The organism is uncultured Stenotrophomonas sp., assembly GCF_913778665.1.
Classification (GTDB): Bacteria; Pseudomonadota; Gammaproteobacteria; order Xanthomonadales; family Xanthomonadaceae; genus Stenotrophomonas.
Map to the genome: position 1 here is coordinate 166,293 of NZ_CAJYVQ010000002.1, position 16,295 is coordinate 182,587.

Consider the following 16,295-nt stretch of genomic DNA (forward strand, 5'->3'; position numbering starts at 1 on the left):
TGTGTTCAGTGGCATTGATCTCCACTGTTGCCATCCCGCTGATTGCGTCAACACCTTTCATCTACTTTGTTTCTGATCCGCTGAAGGCGTTCAGCCGCAGGGCGAGTACGGGTGAGCAGCGCGCTGCCGTGCTTGCCGACGCTGTGCAATGGGCCGCCATGCCGCTGATGTTTCCGTTCTGCACGACGCCTTGTCCTCACCGGGCAGGAGCCGGTGCAGATCAAGGGGAAGGGCAGGTACAGGGGGAGTACGGGCCGGGTGGCAGGTACTCATTCATGTGGTGCACGCAGGCGTTGAAATGAAAAAGCCCCGGACGATGCCGGGGCTTCAGGACTGCAGGTGACGTTGGGTCAAAGATCGAAGACCAGATTGCCGCCGGTCTTGCGCGGGATGAAACCAGCGTCGCGCAGCCAGCGTGCGGCATTGACCTGGTCCATGCGCTTGACCGGGAACCGGTTGGCGAACATCAGGAAGCGCGCGACCGTCACCGACTCGCCCTTGCCCTTGAGTGCCGCCAGCGTTTCGGTGAACCAGGGGGCCGGCGGCTGCTGGCGGCCGGGGCGTGCCACGGCGGGCGGCTGTCCGGCACTGCTGGCAGGGGTTGCGGCAGTGGCCTGCGAGCACAGCGCGATGAAGATCGCATCCAGGCTCACGTTGTCCTTGCCACCCTTGGGCTGGGACTTGAACAACGCGATGGCCTTCAGGCGCGTCGACGTGAACTGTTCGACCTCCATGATGTTTCCTCTTTGCAAACGGGGTTGGGGGATGCAGGGTGACGACAGGTGCCGTCACCGACGGGGGACGACCATACCGCATTTTCGTCGGTGATGGGGCGCAATCTGGGCGAGGGCGGGAGAGCACCACGCCCCGGCGGCGCGTTCAGATCACACCGCGGCCCAGCAACTGGTCCAGCGCCCGTCGCACCAGGTCGGATGGGGAGCCGTCGTTGTTCACTTCGATATCGACCAGTTCGGCCGGCAGCAGCGGCTCGTCGGTTGCGCCGCCATCGCAGGCGTGGCCAGGCCGGCTGATGCGGACCACCACACCACCGTGGCGCCGGATCGCGCGGGCTTCATCGGCGAAGCGGAGGTCGGGGACCAGGCCGCCTGCTGGCAGCCGTGCGAACAGCGAGCGCAGCCGCAGTTCCGGATGCACGTCATCGCCGCGCCGATCAATGGCCTGTTCTCGGGCGCCGTCCGGCTCTCGCCGGTTGAGCCCGAACGGGTGCGGTGCGAAGCTGGCGCACGGCAGCGCCAGCGCCGACGCCAGCCCATTGGCCAGAGTGTCCTTGCCGGCACCGCTGCCACCGGCGATACCGATGTACAGCGGTGGCCGCGCCTGCGGCGCGGGCCGCAGCACCACGCTGCTGCGCATCGGACCGGTGCGGAACGCGGCCAGCGTGTCGGCGATCATGCGATGGCCACTGTCAAGCGAGGCGGGGATCATGCGGTAATTGCTCCTGGAAGAAGTCGGAGGTGCCGGTGGCTCAGGAATCATGGCCGGCAGTACTGCGGGCGCGCAGGATGCGCTGGGTCATGCGCCCTCCGCGTGCTGCGGCGGCGATCGGATCGAAGCACAGCATGGCCACACGGGTACGACGCCCGGCGGCCAGGTGATCGCGGATGGTTCGCTGAGACAGGACGGGGACGCGCTGGTGGATCTGCTGCACGGTCAGCTGCTCGCCTTCAAAGGCATGCAGTCGGGGACGGGGCATGACGGAGACGCTCCTGGCAGCCGCTGGGGCCGATGCAACCATCTTGCCCCCGTGTGCATCTTTAGTCAACACCTTGCATCTACTATCGTCTCAGTCCGGTTCTCCGGGCGCGGTGGCCATCCACAGGCGCAGTGCCAGCGCGGCCAACTGCTCGCATTCCTGCTGCCCACGCGCCGCAAGGACGCGTTCCAGGTACTGCTGGCGGTGCCGACGCGCGCTGACCGTGATCCAGCGGCCCGCCGCGTCGATGCAGCGGTAGCCCGGCAACTGCAGCAGATGCCGGGCTTCGCAGTGCTGCCGCCATGCGTGGCTGCCGCTGTCGATCGACTGGCCATCGTGCGTGCGGGGCATCAGAACGGTCCTGCCGCATGCTCGGCCAGGCTGCGCTTGCGAGGGGGCATCAGCCACACCTTCGCGCGCTCCTTGCCCACTACTTTGGTGCGTACGCCGTGGCGCTTGACCACATAGGCGGCCGCCTCGTTGACGTCGCGACGGTTCGGCTTGTCGATCCCCACCACGATGGCGATCTCGGTGGCGCGGTAGGCGGCGTTCCAGTGTTCGGCTGGGGTCGACCAGTCGAAGTGGCGGTCGATCAGCTCGGCGATCGGCGAGATCGGCTCATGCTCGCTGTTGGTGGCATTGAGTGCGTCCAGCTCCTCGCCGGACAGATGCCAGGTCTCGCCGCTGCAGTACAGCGCATGCGCCTCGGCCCAGACCTGCTGCATGTCGATCCGTGCCGGTTCGCCCAGGGCCACGGCATGCACGGTCCACCAGCGGGTGTTGCCGGTGGCGTCGCGCAGGAAGCGTTCGTCGTTGACACTGGCAAACAGGATCGTGCGCCGGGCATAGCGCGATTCGGTACGCGCGTACGGGCGCCGCAGCTCGTCGTGGCTGCGCGAGATGAATGATTTCAGCGCCGCGATGTCGGTGCGACGGAAGGTGGCATCGACTTCGCCCAGTTCGACGATCCACTTGGAAATAACCTGCTTGACGCTGTCCTTGTTGGCCGGATCGAGCACCACGCCGTCGGCGATCAGCTGCAGTTCGGGCGGTGCCAGCTGCCGCGCCCAGCGGGTCTTGCCGAGGTTCTGTTTCGACACGAAGGTGAGCACGCCGCGCGCGACCACGCCATCGGGTTCGAACGCGGCGGCCACGCCGGAGATCAGCCAGCGCCGCATCAGCACCTCCTTGAGGATGCGGCCGTCGGCCATGCGTGTCGGCTGCGCTTCCTGCACGGTGTCGAAGAACGCCTGGAGGCGCGGCTGCCCGTCCCAGGGCCGCGAGGTGATCCAGCTGGCGACCGGGTTGTAGGGGTTGGCTTCGGCCACCTGGCACAGGTTGGTCTCGAAGCTGGCGGTGGCCATGCCGGCGCGATGCATGCAGTCCATCACTTCACCGGCCGCGACTTCCTTGGCGTTGTCCACGGTGGTGTGCAGGCCAGGCACGAGGATTTCCAGATCCTTGCGGATCACGTTGTAGCGCACGGTCACCCCGGTGCGCCGGCACAGCTCGGCCAGGTTGCGGGCGGTAGGCAGCGGCCGGCCGCGTGCGCTGCTGTCCGGGAACGGGGTGAACGTGTCAAACGCGGAAAGATTGCCGGGTACCAGATAGCCTGCGTCGGCGGTCGACATGCGGTGGTCGCTATCCCGTGTTTCATCCGTTGCAACGGCAGGCGCGGGCAGCAGTTGTGCGCGCACGGCGTCCAGGCCCTGCCGCAGGTGCAGGTCATTGAAGTCGGTCGGGTGGTCGTCGTCACCGTGCAGGGTGGCGAACTCGGGCCACACCACGCGTGCGTCGATCGCGGCGGCGGCGTGGGTTGCCTGGCTGACGCCGGGGTTGTCGACCGGCTGCCGGGTCCACTGGTCGTTGTCGGCGCAGATCACGAAGGTCGCATCCGGCAGGTTGGTGCGCCAGGCGCGTGCGACCGCGGCCAGATTGCCGGCGTCCCAGGCGATTACCACGCACCAGCCGGTGGCCTGGTGGATCGACTCGGCCGTGGCATAACCCTCGGCAATGGCGATCGGATGGTCCGGACGCGGCTTGCCGATGACGTGGAAGCAGCCCTGCTTGCGGCCACCGGCAAGAAAGTCCTTGTCGCGGCCGAGCGCCGGGTCGGTGCGCGGAAAGATCGCCTGCAGCGAGACGATCCGGCCCGCAGCGTTCATCACCGGCACCAGCAGGGTATTGTCGATGTGGCGGAACACCAGGCCGTCGCTGTTGCGCACCGGCCATGCGGTTACCCGCAGTCCATGCGCGCCGACGCCCTTGCGCAGCAGGTAAGGATGGTTGGCATCTGCGGGCAGGGCGCGATTCCACAGTACGTTCGCGGCCTTGGCAGCGACGTCCTCGCGTTCGCGCTGCTGCCGCTCGCGATCTTTGCGGGCCACCTCCTGGCGTTGCCGGATCGCGCGCTGCTCGGCCGCCGTCAATGTGAGTGGCGCCTTGGCGCACCAGGTGTGGCGGCTGCCGGTGCGCCAGCTGCCGAACTCGCCCGCGGGCAGGTCGTCGCCGAACAGGACGGCCCAGCCGTTGCGTGTGCCGCGTCGGTCGCCTTCGACGTGGAAGCGCACCAGGGTGCCATCGGCCGCGAGCGCGTCGCGGCCGCGCGCGTCCGGCACGATGCCGTGTGCGTGCATGGCCTGCAGGAACGCCGGAACGATGTCCTGTGCTGGATGCGGTGCGTGCATTCGATGGGCCCCCTTTGCAACGTGGTGCGGTATCCGGCGACCGGCACGGACACGGACGCCGTTTGATCGCTGCCCTGCGCGGGCCGCACGGCGGCGGCCCGGCACGGAGCAGGCAGTGGATGGTGGGAGGTGATGACGTGGCCATGGTGTCGGAATAGACTTGCTTTGGCAACACCTTTCGACACCTTGTGTCCCCATTGCCGATGTCGCGTCCTGGGTCGCGGTGCTTCCGCGATGGCCATCGCAGATCGCGCTTCCCGCGACGCTGCGTCGCAGGTAGCGAGAACCGTTTTTCCGATGATGCCATCGCCGTTCGATGCGGCCCTTAAACCCATCCCGCGCTCGCCCGGGCCCTCATGCACAAGGAGTCTGCATGCCTGAAATCCACTGCAAATCCGCCCCTCGATCCGATGCCAATGCTGCGTCGTTGCGCGCTGCTGCGGCGTTCTCAATCGGTGCGACCACCCCTCGATAAAATACGACCGGCATGACGGACACCATCGACGAAGCGCAGGACCTGGAAGCGCGCCACCTGCAACGCGCATTGGCCCAGCACGCATCGCGGGCCAGCCGCGCTGCCCCACTCACACCCATTGGGGAATGCCACAACCCGGACTGCAGCGAAGACTTCGACAACGATCCGGCTAGGCTGTTCTGCGGGCCAGCCTGCGCCGAGCGATTCGAAGCCATCCATCTACACCGCAACGCATAGGAACAGGGGACATGTCTCTGAACAGCAACGACGCTGGCTTCACCGAACGCATCGCCGGATTGTCGGCCGAGCTTGCCGTGATGGTGAGCCTGGTGGAGCACCATATCCATCTCCAGCTGGCCGACCTGGCCGACTCGGGCGATGTCGATGCACAGGAGCGATTCGCGGTGGCCGATCCGGAGCGCTGGTTGGAGAACGCCCGCAACAGCCTGCAGGCGGGGGTGATGTTCCTGGAACGCGCGGTGCAGCAGCCGTCGCGCTTCTAGCGTCGATGCTGGCCCCTGCGTCACCGTGTCGCAGGGGCCAAACCCTGAACCGCGTCCAAGGTTGGGCGCGGCCCCGTAGAATGGCGGGGTGCGTCATTCTGTCCTCCACCGCCGGTTCCAGGCCCTGGCGTGGCTTGCCATGCTGCTGGTGCTGCTTGCCCCGCTGGTGAGCCGCTGGCTGGCGCACGGCCATGCCGCGGCTGCCGCACCGGTAGCGGCGATGGACCACGCCCAGCACGTCCAGCACGTCCAGCAGGTGGAAGGCCATCACGACCACCACGCAATGGCGATGCAGCACGGCGAGGCCGCAACGAAACCGCCCGCCGATCCTCATGCCGAGCACGACATGGGCGTGGACTGCGATTACTGCCTGATCGCCGCCCGCTTGATCACCCTGCTGGTGGCGGCGTTGCTGCTGCTGGTGCCGATGGCATCGATATGTCGCGCGCTGTGCGGTGCGGTGCAGGCGTTGCCGCAGCGGATCTGCGGCACATTGGGCGCGCGAGGGCCGCCGGTCTTCATGGCCGTCTGAGACCGCGCGTACGCCGGTGGATTGATTCTTCCGAGCTGCCAGGCATGGCCTGGCACTACTGCGTGCGCGTTTCCCGAACTCCTTGAGCTGCCCTGCCATTGCGGGGTGGCCCTGCATGCCGTGAACAAATGAAAACGAACCCCACCTCCGCCCAACTTCGCCGGGCGGCATTGCCCGTTGCCTGCGCGCTGCTGCTGCACACCGCGCCCGCGCTCGCTGCCGACGCGGCACCACCGACCACGCTGGATACCGTGCGCGTGGTCGACACCCGCAGCAGTGAGCTGTCCTCCAGCACCAGCGCCGGCTCCGCATTGGGCCTGAGCGTGCTGCAGACGCCGGCCGCGATCACCGTCATCCGCCGCGAGCAGCTGGAGCAGCGCGGTGACACGAACCTCAACGATGCCATCAGCCGGGCCGGCGCGATCAGTGCGATGCCGCACCCGGGCAACGGCCTGAGCGCGCTGTCCAGCCGCGGCTTCACCGATGGCGCCTCGGTGATGCGCCTGTACGACGGCCTGCGCCAGTACGGCGGCGTGGGCATCACCTTCCCGTTCGATACCTGGTCGATCGAGCGCATCGAAGTCCTGCGCGGACCGGCCTCGGTGATCCATGGCGACGGTGCCATCGGCGGCGTCGTCAACATCGTGCCGAAGAAGCCCTCGCGCGGCGCGATCGAGAACGAGATCAGTGTGACCGTCGGCAGCGAGGACACCGCGCGGCTCGGTTTCGGCAGCGGTGGCGCGCTGACGCCCGAGCTGGCGTATCGGCTGGACCTGAGTGGCAACTACAGCAGCGGTTGGGTCGACCGCGGGCGCAACAGCGATGCCACCTTCTCCGGCGCGCTGCTGTGGCAGCCACGCACGGACCTGCAGCTGACCCTGACCCACGCGCAGGGCTACCAGGCGCCGATGCGCCACTTCGGCACGCCACTGATTGACGGCCGCCAGCGGGACGCGCTGCGCCATCGCAACTACAACGTGGAAGACAGCGAGATCCGCTTCCGCGACCGCTGGACCCAGCTTGATGCGCTGTGGACGCCCAACGCGAACGTGGAATGGCGCACCCGTGCCTACCAGATCGACAGCCAGCGCGACTGGCGCAATGCCGAGGCCTATGTCTACAACCCGCGCACCGGCCTGATCGACCGCTCCGGCAACACCCAGATCACCCACAACCAGGACCAGACCGGGCTGACCTCGACGCTGCGCGTGCAGGGGGAAGTGGGCGGCCTGCTGAACAGTTTCGCGGTGGGGCTGGACGCCAATCGCGCGCACTTCAAGCACACCAACAACACCTATGCCGGCAGCTCGGGCCCGGTCGACCCGTTCGATCCGGTGCCGGGCCTGTTTGCCAGCGATGCGCCGAATCTGCCGCGCTACCGTAACCGTGCCGAGCAGTACGCGCTGTTCGTGGAAGACCGCTTGGCACTGAGCGAGCGCTGGTCGGTGCTGGGTGGGCTGCGCCACGATCGCGCGCAGATCGATCGCACCGATCTGATCAGTGGCCAGAACGCGTTCTCCAGAACCTACAACAGCACCGGTTGGCGTGCCGGCACCGTGTTCGCACTGCGCCCGACGCTGAGCCTGTACGCGCAGTACTCGCAGGCGGCCGACCCGGTCAGTGGCCTGTTGATGATCAGCCCGGCCAACGGCGCGTTCGACCTGGCCAAGGGCCGGCAGATGGAGGTGGGCCTGAAGCAGGCCTTCGATGGCGGCGAGTGGACGCTGGCCGCGTACCGCATCCGCAAGACCGGTCTGCTCAGCCGCGACCCGCTGCAGCCCGATCGCCGCGTGCAGGTCGGCGCGCAGACCTCCCGTGGCATCGAGGCCTCGCTGAACTGGAACTTCGCGCCACGGTGGTCGCTCGATGCCAACGCCACGGTGCTGAAGGCCGAGTTCGAGGACTTCCTGGAAACCACCGGTTCGCCGGCGGTGCTGGTCTCGCGCGATGGCAACGTGCCGCCGAACGTGGCCGAACGCCTGGCCAACGTGTGGTTGAGCTGGCAGTTCCTGCCCGACTGGACCGTGGCCGGCGGCGCGCGCTACGTCGGCAAGCGCTACGCCGACAACGCCAACACGCTGGAACTGCCCGGCTACAGCACCACCGACCTGGCGCTGAGCTGGCAGGCGGCACCGCGCACGCGCCTGTCCGCGCGGCTGTTCAACGTGTTCGACAAGGTGTACTACGCCACCGCGTACTACACCAGCACGCAGTGGCTGCTGGGTGCGGACCGGCGCGTCGAGTTCACCCTCGACCATCGCTTCTGAGGACGCCGGCCATGTCGCTGCGATCCACCGCCACGCGCTGGACCTATCTGGTGCACCGCTGGCTGGGCATCGGCGGATGCCTGCTGATGCTGCTGTGGTTCGTCAGCGGCATGGTGATGCTGTTCATCGGTTACCCGAAGCTGACGCCGGGCGAACGCCTGGCAGCGTTGCCGGTGCTGGGCGATGCGCACCGGCTGCTTGGATTGCCGGCGTTACCGGCGGCTGTGCAGGCTGAGCCGGAAAGCGTGGCGCTGACGACGCTGCGTGGAGAGCCCGCCTATGTGGTGCGTAGTGGCAGCCACGTGGGGGCTTGGTCGGCGCAGACCGGGCAAGCTCTGCTGCCGGTATCGGCGCAGCGTGCCGAAGCGTCGGCCGCGCAGTTCGCCGGTGGGCAGGCCTTCGTTGGCGCGGTGCGCGTGGATGAGGACCGCTGGACCCATTCGCGCGCGCTGGACGCGCATCGGCCGCTGTACCGGGTCGAAGTGGGCGGCAAGCAGCCGGGGGATGTGTACGTGTCTTCGCATACCGGCGAAGTAGTGCTTGACGCACCGCGCGTGCAACAGGGCTGGAATTACGTGGGCGCGTGGCTGCATTGGCTGTACTTCCTGCGCATGCAGTCGGTCGACCCGGTGTGGACGTGGGTGGTGATCGTGCTGTCGGCGCTGTGCACGCTAGCGTCGGTGAGCGGCATCGTGGTCGGTGTGTGGCGCTGGCGCTTCCGTGGTCATTACCGGTCGGGCGCGAAGACGCCTTACGTAGAGCCGTGGATGCGTTGGCACCACCTGGTCGGACTGCTCGCGGCCACCTTCGTGTTCACCTGGATCTTCAGCGGCTTGATGTCGATGAACCCGCTGGGCGTGTTCAACAGTAGCCGCGATGCGATCGATGCCGGGCGCTATCGCGGCGACAGCGTGGCGGTGGACAGCGCACTGGGCGAGCCGCTCGCCTTGCTGGCGGCGGCCGCTGACGTGCGTTTCCGGCCGGTGGAGATCCAGTGGCGGCGCATTGGCGGCGAATTGTTCGCGGTGCTGCTGGACGGCCAGGGGGACACCCGCATTGTGTCCGCTGTAGACGGGAGACTCCGGGTGGCGCCCGTGTTGCCTGCGGCGCTCGTCCAGCAGCAGGTACGCACGATGTCGCCTTCGCCGCTGCAGGACTTCCGCATCCTGTACGTGCCGGACGCTTACTTCTATCCGCGCGCGCCCGAGGCCATGAACGGCGCAGCGGTACGCCGCTTCCCGGTGGCAGTGGCAGACTTTGGCGATGACGAGGCGACGCGCGTCTATCTCGATCTGGCGACCGGCGATCCGGTGCTGACGATGGGGCATCGTGAGCGGGTGGGGCGCTGGTTGTTCTACTTCCTGCACAGCTGGGACCTGCCAACGATGCTGCGACAGCACAGCACGCGGCTGGGCGTGTTGCTGCTGTTGAGCGTGGCGGGCACGGCGTTGTGCGCGACCGCCGCGGTGATCGGCTATCGGCGCTTGCGGATGAAGTTACGGCGTCGACGGCGTTGATCTTCCGGGTTACACCCGCAGCCAGCGCGTGGACAGCGCCACCAGCAACAGTGCGGTCGCTACGCCGATGAACGCGGCAATCAGGCCGAAGTGGTTGGCGGCGAAACCGATCAGTGCCGGGCCCGCAAGGATGCCGGCAAAACCCAGCGTGGAAACGGCGGTGATCGCCAGCGCACCGGGCATGCGGGTCTGGTGGCCGGCCAGCGAGAACAGCGCCACGCCGTCGAAACCCGCCTCCTGCAGCAGCGCGGTCTCCTGCTCTGGGGCCAGCAGCGGGCAATGCCCGGGTGATGGCGGCGACGGGACCACGATTCAAGGCGCGATGCGCTTAGCGCAGCGCCTGCGCCAACACCTGCCATATCCGAGGATCCTGGCACTGCGAAACGTTGAAGCGCAGATAGTCGGCCGCGCGCTGCGACTGGCTGAAGGCATTGCCCGGTGCCAGCACGATGCCCTCGCGCAGGCAGTGCCGTGCCAGCGCAGCGGCGTCGCGGCCATCGGGCAGCCGGCACCAGAGGAACAGGCCGGCTTCCGGCTGCAGCCATGGTGTGATGCCCAGCGCGTGCAGTTTCCGCAGCGCATGCCGGCGCGCATCCGCCAGGCGCGAACGTACCGACTGCATATGGCGGCGGTAGCCACTGTCGGTCAGTGCGATGTGCATCAGCTGCATCGCCAGATGGCCGCCGCCGAAGCTGGTGGCCAGTTTCAGGTCGGTCAACGCCTCGATCCAGTCGTGGCGCGCGGCGATGTAACCGCAACGTGACGCCGCCGACAGCGTCTTGGAGAAGCTGCCGACGTGGATCACCCGCGACAGTCCGTCCAGCGCGGCCAGCCGCGGTGCCGGCTGCAGTTCGAAGTCGGCGAAGATGTCGTCTTCGATGATGATCAGTTCGCTGCGTTCGGCCAGGCCCAGCAGGCGGTGCGCGGTGCTGCCGGAGAGCACCGCACCGGTCGGGTTGTGCAGCCCGGAGTTGGTGATGTACAGGCGCGGCGAATGCGCCCGCAAGGCCTGGGCGAATGCTTCAAGATCCGGGCCGGTGTGCGTGTAGGGCACACCCACCGCCTGCACCTGGTGCGCCTTCAGCAGGGCGTGGTAGTTGAAGTAGCTCGGGTCATCGACCAGAACGCAGTCGCCGGGCTTGAGCAGGAAGCGGCAGATCAAGTCGACCGCGTGCGTGCCCGATTCGGTCAGCAGGATCTGCTCCATCGGCGCGTCGATGCCCAGCACGGCGGCACGCCGCTGCAGCAGCTGGCGCAGGGCGGGCAGCCCGAGTGGCCCGGCGTAGTCGACCAGATGCGTTACGTCGATCCGCGCCAGCCGACGCAAGCCGCGGCGCATGCCCTCCTCGTACAACCACTCGCTGGGCATCCAGCCGCAGCCCGGCTTGAGGTGCCCGGGCGGTGTTTCCAGCGATTGCCGCGACACCCACAGCGGGTCCACTGCGCGGTCCATGCGCGGTTCCATCGCGGCCAGGGCCAGCGGTGCCACCGGGCCGCTGACGTAGAAGCCGGAACCGGCACGGGCACTGATCACGCCTTCGGCGGCCAGGCGCTCGTAGGCCTCGACCACGGTGGACACCGACACGCCCATCGCCACCGCCTGGGCGCGTACCGAAGGCAGGCGTGAGCCGGGCCCATCCACCCGTGCGCTGATACGGCTGCGGACGGCGTGGATGACGGTTTCGATGCGGGTCAGCGGGCGCGGCATGGCGGAACTGTAATGGAAGTGTAATCAGTACAGTTATTTGCAACTGTGCTGGATTGTAGCTGGGGCGATCCGGCTACGGATGCTTCCATGGAGATCCCGCCGGGGACCGCCCGGCACCCTTGGAGCATCAGCGTGGAACGGTCGGCGAGCGGTTGGATCAATGGCTTCATCGGTGTGGTGATCTTCGCAGGCTCGTTGCCGGCGACACGGCTGGCGGTGTTGCAGCTGGATGCCGGGTTCGTCACCGCCGCGCGCGCCACCATCGCCGCCGTACTCGGCCTCGGCCTGCTTCTTCTGCTGCGCCAGCCGTGGCCGCGGCGCGGCGACCTGCCGGGGCTGGTGGTGGTCAGCCTCGGCGTTGTGGTCGGCTTCCCGCTGCTGACCGCGCTCGCGCTGCGTCACGCGTCGGCGGCGCACACCATCGTGTTCCTCGGCCTGCTGCCGCTGAGTACTGCGGTGTTCGGCGTGCTGCGCGGTGGCGATCGGCCGCGCCCGGCGTTCTGGCTGTTTTCGTTGCTGGGCAGTGCCTGCGTGGCCGGTTATGCGGTGCGCAACGGCATCGAGGCGTCGTTGCAGGCCGACCTGCTGATGCTGGCGGCGATCGTGGTGTGTGGGCTGGGCTATGCCGAAGGTGGCCGGCTCGCCCGTCATCTCGGCGGTTGGCAGGTGATCAGCTGGGCGTTGCTGCTGGCCTTGCCGGTGATGTTGCCGTTGACGGTGCTGATGCGCCCAGCCTCGCTTGCCGCGGTCGCTGCATCGGCATGGTGGGGGCTGGGCTATGTCGCGGTGTTCAGCATGCTGCTCGGCTTCCTGTTCTGGTACCGCGGGTTGGCGCAGGGCGGCATTGCTGCAGTAGGCCAGCTGCAGCTGCTGCAACCGTTCTTCGGTCTCGCCCTGGCGGCGCTGCTGCTGCACGAGGCGGTCAGCCTCAGCATGGTGCTGGTGACCGTGGTCGCGGTGATCTGCGTGGCAGGCGCCCGTCGCTTCAGCCGTTGAGGCGCGGCGCCCCGCCGTCATCCCCCTGTCGTTTTCCACTCACGCTGCCTATGCCGGCCGACGCCTAGTGTTGATCGTCCCCGTCCCCCACGGAGACCCGCCATGTGGCTGCTCGACCAGTTTTGGCCCAGCCGTAGACCTCTGTCCGCCGCCGACGCGACCACCGAGCCCCCGGCCTCACCGCGGCGGCCCTGGCTGAAGCGCCCGGTGCGGGCCGGCCGAAGCGGCATGGCGCCCTGGCAGAAGGTTGCCGCGCCGCCCCGGCGCTCCCCTCACTAGCCGGTGCGGTCCGATGGGTGATTGACCCCGTCGTTGACCGGAATCACGCCCAGAGCGAACGGATCGATGCCTTCCAGGCAGGCCACGTTGTAGCCGTACTGGTCGGGGTTGGAGCGCCGCCGGTGATGGGTGTAGATGCCGCAGACCCCGCAGAAATAGTGCTCGGCCACATGCGTGTTGAACTGGTACAGCTGCAGGTGGTTCTGCCCGCGCACCACCTGCAGGCCCTCGCGGGTGACGCTGGCGGCGATGGCGCCACGGCGCCGGCACATCGAGCAGTCGCAGCGGCGGGGATCGACGATGCCATCCGGCAGGTCCAGCAGCAGCTCGACGGTGCCGCAGTGGCAGGTCGCCCGGTGCTGGGGTTGGACCGGAACGCCGGCCACGGAAGTGATGCCCATCGTTACTCCTGCTGAATGGAACGCGGTTGACCCGGCCGACGCAGACGGTGCGCCAGCGCCCCTGAACGGACCGTAGATGCCACGCTGATGCGGCTTGTGGCTAACTATGCGGCTTCGAGACCGCTACAGGATGCCAGTGAACGCCGCAGGACGTTGGATGACAGGAAGTGCCTTGGCGCTGGCGGCGCTGTGGGTGACCGGGCTGCTGGCCTACCAGCTGCCGGCGCCGGGCTGGCTGGCTATCGCTGTGGCCCTGTTGTGGCTGCTGCCCGCGCTGTGGGGCGCGTGGACGATCGCGCGTGGCCGCAGCTCACGCCGGTTGCGCCTGGCGTTCGCTGCATCGCTGGCGCTGGCCGCGTTGTGGTGGCTGCTGCTGACCCCGCGCCAGGACCGCGTATGGGCCGACGATGTGGCCCAGCGCCTGCACGTAGTGTCCTTCGATGGCCGCCACGTGGTGCTCGACAATGTGCGTGACTTCAGCTGGCGCAGCGAGACCGACTACGACGCACACTGGGTGCGCCGAGAGTACGATCTGGACCAGCTGCGCTCGGCCGACCTGGTGCTGTCGTACTGGATGGGCCCGGCGATCGCCCACACGCTGATTTCATTCGGCTTCGACGATGGCCGCCATGTGGTGTTCTCGCTGGAGATCCGCAAGGAACGCGGTGAATCGTTCTCGGCACTGGGTGGCTTCTTCCGCAAGTTCGAGATGACCCTGGTCGCCTCGGAGGAGACCGACATCATCCGCACCCGCACCAACGCGCGTGGCGAGGACGTCTACCTGTACCGGTTGCACGGCATGGACCGTGCACAGCTGAAGGAACTGTTCGCGGCCTACATCGAACAGGCCCGCGAACTGGACGCGACGCCCGGCTTCTACAACACGCTGACCAGCAACTGCACCACCATCGTCTTCGACCTGGCCCGCCACATTGCGCCGCGCCTGCCGCTGGACTACCGGCTGCTGCTGTCCGGCTATCTGGCCGAGTACGCGCAGGAGGTCGGCGCGCTCACTCCAGGCGTGCCGTACGCCGAGCTGCACGACAAGGGCCGCATCACCCAGCGTGCGCTGGACCTGGGCGATGGCCCGCACTTCTCCACCGTGATCCGCCAGGGCGTGCCCGGCACCGAGCAGGACCCGCAGTAATGACCCGATTCTTCCCATCCCGCTGGCAGCGCCTGCTGCCGGTGTTGTTCGCTGCCTTCCTGCTGCTGGGCAGCAGCGGTTGCGCGATGGTCACCGTCAAGCAGGTCAAGTCCAGCGATTCGCTGGTCAACAAGCGTGCCGACGTGCTCAACACCGGCAAGCTCAGCCCGGCCTCGCGCGAGACGCTCAGCGCGGCGGGCCTGGACGAGTCGCAGTGCGAGAAGGACTTCCTGGTCTGCCGCAGCACGCTGCTGATGACCGATGACCTCAACGTCGAGCAGCGGCTGTCGGCGCTGTCCGAATTGTGGGTGAAGGCGGCGTTGGCACTGACGCCGAAGAAGGCCGTTGCCGGCGATCCGCCGATGAGCGATGCGGCGCTGGATGCCTGGCTGGAAGCGGCGCGTTACGCGTATGCGTATCTGTTCTATAGCGGCAGGTCCCCATCCGACCGTGCCTTCGAAGACCGGCAGACGCAGGTGCGCGACTACTACAACTACGCGGCCGAGAAAGCAGCGGTGGTGCTGTTCGTGCGTGCGCGTGCGGCGGCTCTTGCCGGCGAGGACTACACGAAGCCGGTTTCGGTCGGCAGCTGGTCGCTGGCCTCCAACTACCAGCAGTTGAACCTGAAGAGCATCCCGGCGCAACTGGTGCCGGCCGGTACCGTCAGCTTCGTCGGCCTGCGCAGCACCTATCGCCGCGATGGTTTCGGCGCGGAGCTGGTGATGGTGATGGACCCACCGAAGCTGGTCGCACCGGTGATCGCACCCGATGGCCCGAAGGCAGAGACCACGCAGGACGACGGCGACGACGCGCACCGTGGCCGCCGCCATCGCCATGACGGCTCGGTGCCCGAGTTCAGCGAGATGTCCTCGATCAACGTCACTGCGCTGCTGCGCTTCGAGGGCAGCAGCCTGGAAGACGTGATGCGCACGCGCCGGGTCGAGCTGGACGCCTATTCGCCGGAAGCCACCGAGCGCATCACCCTGCACGGCGAACAGGTGCCTCTGGCCGGCAACTTCACGGCTGCCTACGGCCTGTGGCTGGCGCAGAGTGGCTTCGCCCGGCAATCGCTGCGCACCCTGTTCGGCATGAGCGAGGGCATCGGCGAACCGCACATCTACCTGATGCAGCCTTGGGACCCGAACCGGCGCATCATTTTCATGCTGCATGGCCTGGCCAGCAGCCCGGAAGCATGGGTGAACCTGGCCAACGAGATCATGGGTGATCCCGAGCTGCGCCAGCAGTTCCAGGTCTGGCAGGTCTATTACCCGACCAATGCGCCGATCGCTCTGAACCGTTACGAGATCGCCAACGCGTTCAACGATACGCTCAGGCACTTTGATCCCAACGGCAGTACGCGTGCATCGAAGGACATGGTCTACATCGGGCACAGCATGGGCGGCGTGCTGGCGCGCCTGCTGGTCAGCGATTCGGGCGACGTGCTGTGGAATGACCTGCTGGCCAACTACGACCTGAAGGGTGAGCGCTTGAAGCGCGTGCAGAGCAAGCTGGGGCCGTTGCTGCACTTCAAGGCGCAGCCGAACGTGGAGCGTGCGATCTTCATCGCCGCGCCACACCAGGGCACCGACATCGCCGGCAACAAGGTCGGCCGCCTGATCGGGCGGCTGGTGCGCCTGCCGCTGACCATTCTCGGCAAGTTCGAGGATGTGTTCATGGCGCTGGCGCAGGCCGAACAGCAGGTCGATGGCACGGCCAAGCCGAAGATTCCCAACAGCATCGACAACCTCAAGGCCAGCGATCCGTTCGTGAAGGCCGCCGCGCAGTTGCCGATCGAGGCCGGCCTGAAGTACCACTCGATCATCGCCCAGCGCAAACCGGAACTGCCGGTGGAGAAATCCGATGACGGGCTGGTGCCGTACTGGAGTGCGCACCTGCCGGGCGCGCTGTCGGAGAAGGTGATCATCTCCGGCCACAGCGTGCAGGAGACCCCGCAGGCGGTACTGGAAGTGCGCCGCATCCTGCACCGGGACATCGATGATGTAGGCGCCGCCAGCACGCCCTGACCGCCGCGTTCGCCGGGCGTGGCTCGTCTTTCGGTAGCGCCCGAC

Annotated in this window: 15 protein-coding genes and 1 pseudogene; 8 read left to right on the forward strand and 8 right to left on the reverse strand. The window is 67.5% G+C overall.

What is annotated here, in order from left to right; translation table 11 throughout:
• Positions 1 to 8: 8 nt before the first annotated feature.
• Entirely contained in the window at positions 9 to 302 is a 294-nt protein-coding gene (locus QZ853_RS01600; RefSeq protein ID WP_295570182.1) for a hypothetical protein, read from the forward strand.
• Positions 303 to 350: 48 nt separating this feature from the next.
• Here the strand turns inward: QZ853_RS01600 and QZ853_RS01605 are convergent, their stop codons facing one another.
• From QZ853_RS01605 to QZ853_RS01625, 5 genes are all read right to left on the reverse strand, one after another.
• The gene (locus tag QZ853_RS01605) at positions 351 to 734 is read right to left on the reverse strand and encodes a hypothetical protein (protein ID WP_295570184.1); all 384 of its coding nucleotides are present in this window, start codon (positions 732 to 734) and stop codon (positions 351 to 353) included.
• Positions 735 to 879: 145 nt separating this feature from the next.
• Positions 880 to 1,446 carry a hypothetical protein gene (locus QZ853_RS01610; protein WP_295570185.1) on the reverse strand — a complete coding sequence of 189 codons (567 nt, stop codon included), beginning with the start codon at positions 1,444 to 1,446 and terminating at the stop codon, positions 880 to 882.
• A gap of 40 nt (positions 1,447 to 1,486) precedes the next feature.
• Complete coding sequence (locus tag QZ853_RS01615; protein WP_295570187.1) at positions 1,487 to 1,714, reverse strand: hypothetical protein; 228 nt, start codon at positions 1,712 to 1,714, stop codon at positions 1,487 to 1,489.
• A gap of 90 nt (positions 1,715 to 1,804) precedes the next feature.
• Entirely contained in the window at positions 1,805 to 2,065 is a 261-nt protein-coding gene (locus QZ853_RS01620) for a hypothetical protein (RefSeq protein ID WP_295570190.1), read from the reverse strand.
• Positions 2,065 to 4,401 (reverse strand): VapE domain-containing protein, encoded by a 2,337-nt coding sequence (locus tag QZ853_RS01625; RefSeq protein ID WP_295570191.1) that lies wholly within the window; start codon positions 4,399 to 4,401, stop codon positions 2,065 to 2,067. Before QZ853_RS01625 ends, QZ853_RS01620 begins: the two co-directional genes overlap by 1 nt.
• Positions 4,402 to 5,124: 723 nt before the next feature.
• On the opposite strand from QZ853_RS01625, the gene QZ853_RS01630 reads away from it, so the two are divergent.
• The 4 genes from QZ853_RS01630 to QZ853_RS01645 all read left to right on the forward strand — a co-directional run bounded on the left by QZ853_RS01630 (position 5,125) and on the right by QZ853_RS01645 (position 9,695).
• Positions 5,125 to 5,379, forward strand: a complete 255-nt coding sequence (locus QZ853_RS01630) for a hypothetical protein (RefSeq protein ID WP_295570193.1) — start codon at positions 5,125 to 5,127, stop codon at positions 5,377 to 5,379.
• A gap of 139 nt (positions 5,380 to 5,518) precedes the next feature.
• Positions 5,519 to 5,911: a DUF2946 family protein gene (locus tag QZ853_RS01635; RefSeq protein ID WP_295570195.1), complete on the forward strand. Its 393-nt coding sequence runs from the start codon at positions 5,519 to 5,521 to the stop codon at positions 5,909 to 5,911.
• 128 nt (positions 5,912 to 6,039) lie between these two features.
• Positions 6,040 to 8,178 (forward strand): TonB-dependent receptor, encoded by a 2,139-nt coding sequence (locus tag QZ853_RS01640; protein ID WP_295570196.1) that lies wholly within the window; start codon positions 6,040 to 6,042, stop codon positions 8,176 to 8,178.
• An 11-nt stretch (positions 8,179 to 8,189) separates the two neighbouring features.
• Positions 8,190 to 9,695, forward strand: coding sequence for a PepSY domain-containing protein (locus tag QZ853_RS01645; RefSeq protein WP_295570198.1), 1,506 nt, complete (start codon positions 8,190 to 8,192; stop codon positions 9,693 to 9,695).
• Positions 9,696 to 9,704: 9 nt separating this feature from the next.
• Here the strand turns inward: QZ853_RS01645 and QZ853_RS01650 are convergent.
• Together QZ853_RS01650 and QZ853_RS01655 are read right to left on the reverse strand one after the other, a co-directional pair.
• Positions 9,705 to 9,911: pseudogene (locus QZ853_RS01650) on the reverse strand (MFS transporter); the annotation flags it as partial.
• Positions 9,912 to 10,023: 112 nt separating this feature from the next.
• Positions 10,024 to 11,403 (reverse strand): PLP-dependent aminotransferase family protein, encoded by a 1,380-nt coding sequence (locus QZ853_RS01655; RefSeq protein WP_295570200.1) that lies wholly within the window; start codon positions 11,401 to 11,403, stop codon positions 10,024 to 10,026.
• Positions 11,404 to 11,535: 132 nt separating this feature from the next.
• On the opposite strand from QZ853_RS01655, the gene QZ853_RS01660 reads away from it, so the two are divergent.
• The gene (locus QZ853_RS01660; protein ID WP_295570201.1) at positions 11,536 to 12,399 is read left to right on the forward strand and encodes a DMT family transporter; all 864 of its coding nucleotides are present in this window, start codon (positions 11,536 to 11,538) and stop codon (positions 12,397 to 12,399) included.
• A 275-nt stretch (positions 12,400 to 12,674) separates the two neighbouring features.
• On the opposite strand, the gene QZ853_RS01665 is transcribed toward QZ853_RS01660, so the two are convergent.
• Positions 12,675 to 13,079: a GFA family protein gene (locus tag QZ853_RS01665; protein WP_295570203.1), complete on the reverse strand. Its 405-nt coding sequence runs from the start codon at positions 13,077 to 13,079 to the stop codon at positions 12,675 to 12,677.
• Between the two features lie 172 nt (positions 13,080 to 13,251).
• Between QZ853_RS01665 and QZ853_RS01670 the strand changes: the two genes are divergently transcribed.
• On the forward strand, positions 13,252 to 14,226 hold the full coding sequence (locus QZ853_RS01670) for a DUF4105 domain-containing protein (protein ID WP_295571123.1): 975 nt from the start codon (positions 13,252 to 13,254) through the stop codon (positions 14,224 to 14,226).
• Entirely contained in the window at positions 14,226 to 16,250 is a 2,025-nt protein-coding gene (locus QZ853_RS01675; RefSeq protein WP_295570204.1) for an alpha/beta hydrolase, read from the forward strand. Before QZ853_RS01670 ends, QZ853_RS01675 begins: the two co-directional genes overlap by 1 nt.
• Positions 16,251 to 16,295 lie beyond the last annotated feature (45 nt).